We start from the raw sequence: 1,192 nt of genomic DNA on the forward strand, positions 1-1,192 counted from the left end.
CTTACAAAGCAATCAGTTTAATTATAATGCTGCATTAAAACTTGCAAACGGTAACTTTTTATTTGGTGGAATTGGTGGCTTCAACTTGTTTTCGCCCGATAGCATCAAGAAAAATAAAAGGATACCAAAAATGGTGCTGACTGATTTTCGGATCAACAATATTCCGCTCGATCAGGATTCAGGTTATAACGATATTTCTGTTGTTAATTTAGCACGCATAGAAATCCCATTTAGTGCTGCGGTGATTTCTATCGATTATGCAGCAATAGAATTCTCTTTTCAGGATCAGATTTCTTATGCCTATTACCTCGAAGGTTGGGATAGAGACTGGAATTATGTAAACAAATTAAGCACAGCCTATTATTCCAGGTTAAATGAAGGTGAGTATAAACTGCATATTAAAAGTACCGATACCGAAGGTGCCTGGAGCAACAACGAAAAGATCGTAATGATTAGGATTTTACCCCCTTGGTACCGCACCTGGTGGGCCTATGCCATTTACCTTATTATAGGATCTTCCCTGTTTTATCTTTTTCAAACCTATCGCAACCGCCAGAGAAGATTAAAACACGAGGTAGAAATTACCAACCTTAAAATGGAGCGTGAAAAGGATCTGAATGAGAAAAAACTGAATTTCTTTACCAATATTTCGCACGAGCTGAGAACGCCGTTAACCTTAATTGTTAATCCGATTAAAGATATTATCCATAAGAAAGACCCAGGGCAAGAGAAGAACGATTTAAATATTGTTTACCGCAATTCGAGGCGTTTGTTAAGTTTGGTAGATCAGCTATTGCTGTTTAGAAAAACGGAAAGTGAGAACGACGCCTTGAAGATTGTAAGGATCAACCTCTACAAATTTACCAACGAGATTTTCCTCTGCTTTAATTATTTGGCAAAGCAGAACCATATCGAATATACTTTTGAGTGCGAGGAGGAAGAACTGGATATTTATGCAGATAAAGACAAGCTCGAAATCGTTTTCTTTAACCTGCTCTCTAACGCGCTTAAATTTACCCCAAAAGGCGGTTTTGTGAAATTTAGCGTTAAAACCCTCGGTATGCGGGTGCAGATTGAGGTGAGCGATAGTGGTCCGGGCATACCGGCGCATGTGGGTGAAAAATTGTTCGATAAATTTTATAAAGTAATGTCGAACGAATCGCTGAAGATGGGTTTCGGTATTGGTCTTTAC

The 1,192-nt window shown here is 38.6% G+C and carries 1 protein-coding gene; it reads left to right on the forward strand.

Features of this window, described 5'->3' with window-relative positions:
- The coding region (locus AC1DPQ_RS28270) for an ATP-binding protein (protein ID WP_477611647.1) at window positions 1–1,192 on the forward strand (1,192 nt) is incomplete at both ends.

This window comes from Pedobacter sp. 01T416_2 (assembly GCF_056398925.1).